Below are 7,016 nucleotides of genomic sequence, written 5' to 3' on the forward strand. Positions count from 1 at the left end.
CTTAAACTTTTAAAAAAATTTTTTAGCATTTTACTACTTTTTTCTGCCATAAATCCACTTTTGACTTTTATAGTATGATTAAATCTACTATCATCACTTAAATCATAAAGAGAACCAACAGCTCCACCTCTTTTATCATAAGCTCCAAAAACTAATCTATCAATTCTGGCCTGAAGCATTGCCCCAGCACACATAGGACAGGGTTCTAAGGTTACATAAATTTCGCAATTTTCAAGTCGCCAACTACCGGTATATTCTGCTGCCTGACGAATGGCTATCATTTCTGCATGAGCAGTTGGATCCTGTATCTCTTCTTTTAAATTATATCCTCTACCAATAACCTTATCATCTTTTATAACAACTGCGCCAATAGGCACTTCTTTTTTCTCCAACGCCTTTTTTGCTTCTTCAAAAGCTAAATCCATAAATTTTTTATCTCTATTCATAAATTACTCCTTATCTAAATTATATCCTTCTTGCCAGTATTATAATTAAAACTCTTTTTTTTGTCAAGAATTTGTACTCTAATCCACCTTTTATTTCTTTTATTATAAGAATATTTATGATAAAATATAACATAATACTACATTTGTACTAAAATTATTTAAAATACATTAACAAACCACCAGGAGGAGATCTATTTATGAAAAAAATCAACGAAAAAATTGGTATCTATGAAATTTTAAAATCCTTCTCCTATTCTATGGACTTAATCAGTGAAACAGTTGTGGGTCATCACAATAAAGTTGCTTATATTTCTTTAGAATTAGGAAAAGAAATGAATTTATCTAATACTCAACTAAAAAAACTAGTCATCTCTGCTCTAATCCATGATTTAGGAGTTTTTTATCTCCATCAAAGTTTTTCAGATTTAAGTTTTGATAGTCGTAGAAATCAGCATGCAGAAATTGGCTATCATTTACTAAAAAACAATTCTCCAATAGCTGATATACCAGAAATCATAAGATATCACCACCATGAATGGGACAAAAAAAATAATGATGAAATTCCTAGATTAAGCAATATATTACACCTGGCTGATAGAATAGCAGTTTTAATCAAAGATGATTCACCTATTTTAAGCCAGAAAAAAAGAATCATAAAGATAATTAAAAAAAATAGAAAATTACGTTTCTGTCCTGAAGCAGTAGAAAAATTTATTAAACTTTCCATTAGAGAGGATTTTTGGCTTAACATTATCTCTAACACTAGAATAGAAAAAAAACTAGATGATTTTTTTCTACCTCCAAGCTGGTTAATAAATTATGATGAAGTCCTAAAAATAAGTAATCTTATAAGTCATATCATTGATTTTAGAAGCTCTTTTACTGCTACTCACTCCGAAGGAATCGCTGCAATTTCAGCACACTTAAGTAAGTACTTGAATTTTAACAAAAAAGAACAGAAAAAAATGAAAATTGCTGGTTATTTACACGATATTGGTAAACTTGTAGTACCTCCAGCAGTTTTAAATAAATCTGGTAAATTAACAAATGAGGAATGGAATATAATGAAAACCCATACTTATTATACCTATCAAGCTCTTTCCACTACTGAAAATCTAAATACAATTAGAGAATGGGCTTCCTACCATCACGAAAAACTAAACGGTAAAGGGTATCCATTTCATCTTAATAAAAATCAATTATCTCTAGGTTCAAAAATAATGGGAGTTTCTGATGTTTTTACAGCTATCACTGAAGATAGGCCTTATAGGAAAGGTATGGAATATTCAAAGGTGAAAATTATATTAAATGAAATGGCAGTAGAAAATGAACTGGATGAAGAATTAGTTGGAATAGTTCTCGATGATTTTGATGAATTTAATGATATTAGAGAAGAAGTTCAGGTTAAAACTAAAAAATATTTTAATAAATTTAATAGAAAAGCAAAAAACATTCTGGATTCCTTAGACGGGGAGAATATTTCATCTGATAGACCTGAAGCTTTAAAATAATTAAAAAAACACCCTGGCAAAATATCCTTCTACCAGGGTGTATTATATATCTTAAATATTAATAAAAAATGGCGTGCCCGAGAGGACTCGAACCCCTAGCCTACTGATCCGTAATCAGTCGCTCTATCCAATTGAGCTACGGGCACAACATATTATAAAACAGTTCTATTTTCGACTGCACAAATTATTATATATGCTTTAATCTAAAATGTCAAATATTTATTCCCTTAAATCATTCTTAATTCTTTCAAATTCTTCTTTATCTATTTCACCTTTTGCATATCTTCTTCTAGCTATTTCTTCAGGACTTAACTCAGTTTCTGTTTTTCTTCCATAAGAAGAATCACTTTTTCTATAATTTTCATACCCTTTCTTTTGATTATTATAACCACTAATATATTTAAATAAATAGAAAGCAGCAACTATTAACAATCCCCAAAAGAAAATCATCATAAAACCTCCACCTCCTCTAAACATAAAAGCAGGATTAAAACAACCTCTAACAAATCCCATCTACAACACCTCCAAATTTAATATATATAATTTATTCTAAATATGAAGCTTCAATATTTTCTTTTTTTAATAAATTTGCATTTGTAACAACAGTTATTGAACTGGTAGCCATTGCAATCTCAGCTATTACTGGATGTAATAATCCAGCTACTGCTACTGGAATAGCTATAAGGTTATAGAAAAATGCCCAGAATAGATTTTGCTTAATTTTTTTGAATGTAGCCCGTGAAAGTTTCACAGCAGTAACTACAGCTGAAAGTTCACCTCTTACTAAAGTTATATCAGCTGACTCAATTGCTATATCAGTACCAGTACCAATTGCTAAACCAACATCTGCTTTAGTTAATGCTGGAGCATCATTAATTCCATCTCCAACCATTGCTATCTTCCCAAATTTCTTTTTCAAATTATCTATTTCCTTTACTTTTCCATCTGGAAGCACTTCAGCCACAACATGATCTATACCAACTTTATTTGCGATAGCCTGAGCAGTTCTTTTATTATCTCCTGTAATCATTGCAGTCTTAAGTCCCATATTTTTTAGTTCATTTATAGCTTCAACTGAGTCCTCTTTTAAAGTATCAGCAACTGCAATTACAGCAATTAATTCCTGATCATAACCAACTAACATAGCAGTTTTGGCTTCATTTTCTAATTTCTTTAATTCATCTTTTAAATCAACTACATCTATATTTTTTTCCGAAAACAATCTCTCATTACCAATCAATACTTCTTTACCATCTATTTCTCCTTTAACTCCTTTGGCCGTTATTGATTCAAAATTATTTACATTTTTTAATGAAAGTTCTTTTTCTTCAGCAGCATTAACTATCGCACTTGCTAAAGGATGTTCAGAAGCTGATTCTACAGAAGCAGCTAATTTTAATACTTCTTCTTTTTTAAAATTATTGGTTGATCCTAAAACTATATCTGTCAATTCTGGCTTACCTTTAGTAATAGTCCCAGTTTTATCAAAAACAATGGCATTTATATCTTTCATAACCTGAATTGCTTCACCTTTTCTAATTAGCACACCATTTTCTGCCCCTATTCCACTCCCAACCATTAAAGCTGTTGGAGTAGCCAATCCTAAAGCACAGGGACAGGCAATTACTAAAACGGAAATCGTTGCAAAAATTGCCAGAGTAAATGAATTCAATCCCGGTTGAACCCAGGGTAAAAATCCACTTGCCCAATAAGCTATATCCTGGAAAAATTCAGGAAATATCATCCAGGAAAGAAAGGTTAAAGTAGCAATTACCAAAACCGTCGGAACAAAAATTCCTGTTATTTTGTCTGCAAATTTTTGGATAGGAACTTTAGTTCCCTGGGCTTCTTCTACCATTTTTACAACTTGAGATAAAAATGTATCTTTACCTACTTTGGTTGCTTTAACTTTGAGAAAACCTTTTTGATTTACAGTAGCGCCTATTACTTCATCACCTTCAGATCTTTTAACTGGCATTGATTCACCGGTAGCCATTGATTCATCTATAGAACTTTGACCTTCTATAATAACTCCATCTGTAGGAATTTTTTCCCCTGGTCTAACAACCATAATATCTCCTGGTTGAAGTCTATCCACTTTTATCTCTTTTTCTTCTCCATCTTCAATAATCACCGCTTTTTTTGCTCCAAGCTCCATTAATTTTTTAATAGCCTCTGAAGCTCTTCCCTTAGCAGATTCTTCAATATATTTTCCAGTAAGATGAAATGCCATAATCATTCCGGCAACTCCGGCAAAATTAGCTATTGGTGTAAAAAAGACCGCTGGTCCTGTAATAAAAGCTGCTCCAGTACCCATTGCAATTAAAACATCCATATTGGCTCCACCATGTTTAACTGATCTATAAGCACTACTAAAAGTCCTTCTGCCAAAAATAAATAGGGGAGGAACTGCCAGTAAAATCATCCCTAAATTATAGATAGTTTGATTGGGCCAGACTATTCCCATAAACATTTCTGGGATCATCCATAAGATTATAGGAATAGTAAAAACCCAGGTTCCAATCATTCTCCTTTTAGCCTTTTTTACTTTTTCTTCATCATTTATTTTTTTTTTATCTTTTTCTTCTTTACTATTATTCTCAAAAGAAATTATTTCATAACCACTCTTTTTAACTATCTCTACAAATTCTTCTTTATCAAGTTCTAAGGGATCATATTCTACAGTTCCTCTATCTGTTGCAATATTAACATCAGCATTGAATACTCCATCCATTGTTTTAAGATTTTTTTCTATTGTTTGAGCACATGAAGCACAACTCATCCCACCTATATCAAAAATTACTTTTTCTCTATTTTTTTTTACATCATAACCACTTTCTTTAACAGCATTTATTAAGTTATTTCTGTCTGTGATTTCTGGATCAAAAGTAATATATGCTTTTTCAGTACTGAGATTTACATTTGCTTCTTTTACTCCTTCTGAATTGTTTAATGCCTTCTCTACTCTAGAAGAACAGGCTGCACAATGCATTCCCTCAATATCAAGATTTATTTTTTCTTCACTCATTATTACACCTCCACATTTTACATTAAATATTATACCCCTAGTGGGTATTTTCTCTTTAAATTAAAGGTATCATAGATCATAAAAAAAGTCAAGTAATTTAGTCAGGATTAAAATAAATTATATTTTTTGTCTGATTTCTTTAATTTAAATCATTTATATTTTTTCCTGTAAATACAACCTCGATTACAATAAAAACAGAGATAGCGGTCATCTTCATATCCCATATAATGAAGAGTTGCAGTTGGAGAAATAAGACCAAGAAGATCTTTAATTCTATCGATATCCTGAAAATATTGGTAATGAAAATATGCAAAACTACGCTGCAAAGTTTCATTACCAAAATTATCAATACCTACTTCTTTAGCAGTATTTTTTAAAGTGAAATATAATTTATCCTGATTTGAAAATAAATAGTCATTTTCATCAAATCCCCCAAGAAACTCTTCTATTTCTACTAATTTATCATTTTTTATAATCTCATTTTTTCTTTTTTTTATAATATTTTCTGTCTCTTTTTTATCCAAATCAACTGTTTTATTTAATGTTAATCCTAGATTGAATCCAATAAGAAAAAGGTAATAACAGCTTTCATCTATTTCTTTTAATCTATTTTGAAAATCATTTAATTTTAATTTGTTTTGGATGGCTTTACCTTCTTCCATACTTTTAACCCCTTTTTTACAATGATTTTTTAACTGAAATTAAAACTATCTCCAACTGAAGCTATTTTCACTTTACTTTTAAATCTATCTTTCATCATCATTGCTGCTCTTGTTCCAGTACAGTGAATGGGAACTAATAAATCAAAATTTAATTTAGAAAAATAATTAATTATTTTAGTAACTTTTTTATCAGATGAATGTTTAAGATGCATACCTCCCATTATAGCTTTTATTCTTTTTCCATTAGTAAGTTCTTTAATATATTTTAAAATATTTACAACACCTTTATGACTACAACCTAGAAGTACTATTATCCCTTCAGGAGTATCAAAATATAATGAAATATCATCTTTAAAATTATCCACCACTTTATTTTTTCTTTTACCTGAAATATATTTTTCATTTATATATTTGTTCTTAGCAACTGGAACTTCTCCTGTAACATACATCCCCTTATTTATCTCTGTTTTCTTTTCTGCATTAGTAAATTTCTTTATATTTTCTCGGTCAGTATTATTACCTATAAATTCAAGCTTACCATCAGCTTTTTTAAATTTAGATGAAAAAGCCTCCCGGTGGGCAATAATTTCAACCTCAGAATTTATTTTTAACAATTTGTCCAAACCACCAGTATGATCATCATGTCCATGACTCAATATTACCGAAGATATTTGCTCTAAGTTAATATCTAATTTTTTAGCATTATGAGAAAGAACCAAACCCTGACCTGTATCAAAAAGATATTTTTCTTTTCCATAATTGATATAAAATGACAAACCATGTTCAGCTAAAAAACCTCTTTTCTCTACACTATTTTCAGCAAGTATTGTTATTTCTAAATTTTTAGTCATATTTTCTCCTTTCAGAAAATAAAATTATAACCTCCCGGGCCATAGACCATCAGGTTGGTTTGATAACCCATCGGAGTAGAAAAGGCAGAACTTGAAGCAAAAGTTACAGTTAATAAAAAGGAAGCAGTTCCTGTTTTTTCTACTGCTATACCTAAAGGAATTAAATCAGATAGCAAAAAGAAAACTTCCCAGTTGATAGATTTTGGAACTTCTTGCGGTTCTACCATTCCAGTACTAACCATAGCTGCCACTCCTCCTGAATCCAATTTTATATATTAAGTTCATTATTTACTGCATATTATACTTTATCAAAAATTTAATTTTAGAACAAGATAATATGGAAAAAAATAGATGACAATACACTTAAAGTGATTTTTGGGATACAACTAATCGAGATTTTAAATCACCTAAGTAATATTATCATCTAATTGAAAAAATTATTCTACTACAACTGAAACTCCATCAGGAATAGCAGTAATAGAAGCTTCTTCATCATCTAACAAGCCTTCAGCTAAAGA

General features: G+C 30.3%; 7 protein-coding genes and 1 tRNA gene. 1 reads left to right on the forward strand and 7 read right to left on the reverse strand.

The genetic code is table 11. The annotated features are described in order from the left end of the window. A partial coding sequence (tadA, locus tag VJ881_00050; GenBank protein ID HKL74435.1) for a tRNA adenosine(34) deaminase TadA occupies positions 1-446 on the reverse strand: 446 nt, incomplete at its 3' end. 197 nt (positions 447-643) lie between these two features. Between tadA and VJ881_00055 the strand changes: the two genes are divergently transcribed. After that, a complete protein-coding gene (locus tag VJ881_00055) occupies positions 644-1,957 on the forward strand; it encodes an HD domain-containing phosphohydrolase (GenBank protein ID HKL74436.1) in 1,314 nt (437 codons plus the stop codon). 69 nt (positions 1,958-2,026) lie between these two features. On the opposite strand, the gene VJ881_00060 is transcribed toward VJ881_00055, so the two are convergent. From VJ881_00060 to VJ881_00085, 6 genes are all read right to left on the reverse strand, one after another. Continuing rightward, positions 2,027-2,103 (reverse strand) — tRNA-Arg (locus VJ881_00060). A 73-nt stretch (positions 2,104-2,176) separates the two neighbouring features. After that, entirely contained in the window at positions 2,177-2,470 is a 294-nt protein-coding gene (locus VJ881_00065; protein ID HKL74437.1) for an SHOCT domain-containing protein, read from the reverse strand. A gap of 31 nt (positions 2,471-2,501) precedes the next feature. Continuing rightward, positions 2,502-4,985, reverse strand: a complete 2,484-nt coding sequence (locus tag VJ881_00070) for a heavy metal translocating P-type ATPase (protein ID HKL74438.1) — start codon at positions 4,983-4,985, stop codon at positions 2,502-2,504. Between the two features lie 149 nt (positions 4,986-5,134). Further along, positions 5,135-5,647, reverse strand: a complete 513-nt coding sequence (locus VJ881_00075; protein ID HKL74439.1) for a hypothetical protein — start codon at positions 5,645-5,647, stop codon at positions 5,135-5,137. Between the two features lie 29 nt (positions 5,648-5,676). Then, positions 5,677-6,498 (reverse strand): MBL fold metallo-hydrolase, encoded by an 822-nt coding sequence (locus VJ881_00080; protein HKL74440.1) that lies wholly within the window; start codon positions 6,496-6,498, stop codon positions 5,677-5,679. An 11-nt stretch (positions 6,499-6,509) separates the two neighbouring features. Next, positions 6,510-6,749, reverse strand: coding sequence for a hypothetical protein (locus VJ881_00085; GenBank protein ID HKL74441.1), 240 nt, complete (start codon positions 6,747-6,749; stop codon positions 6,510-6,512). Between the last annotated feature and the right edge of the window lie 267 nt (positions 6,750-7,016).

It is taken from the genome of Halanaerobiales bacterium (assembly GCA_035270125.1).
Lineage (GTDB): Bacteria > Bacillota > Halanaerobiia > Halanaerobiales > DATFIM01 > DATFIM01.

Excerpts from the sequence above, each read along its gene's own strand:
- VJ881_00055 (HKL74436.1), top strand. The coding sequence starts at position 644 with ATGAAAAAAATCAACGAAAAAATTGGTATCTATGAAATTTTAAAATCC.
- VJ881_00065 (HKL74437.1), bottom strand. The coding sequence starts at position 2,470 with ATGGGATTTGTTAGAGGTTGTTTTAATCCTGCTTTTATGTTTAGAGGA.
- VJ881_00070 (HKL74438.1), bottom strand. The coding sequence starts at position 4,985 with ATGAGTGAAGAAAAAATAAATCTTGATATTGAGGGAATGCATTGTGCA.
- VJ881_00075 (HKL74439.1), bottom strand. The coding sequence starts at position 5,647 with ATGGAAGAAGGTAAAGCCATCCAAAACAAATTAAAATTAAATGATTTT.
- VJ881_00080 (HKL74440.1), bottom strand. The coding sequence starts at position 6,498 with ATGACTAAAAATTTAGAAATAACAATACTTGCTGAAAATAGTGTAGAG.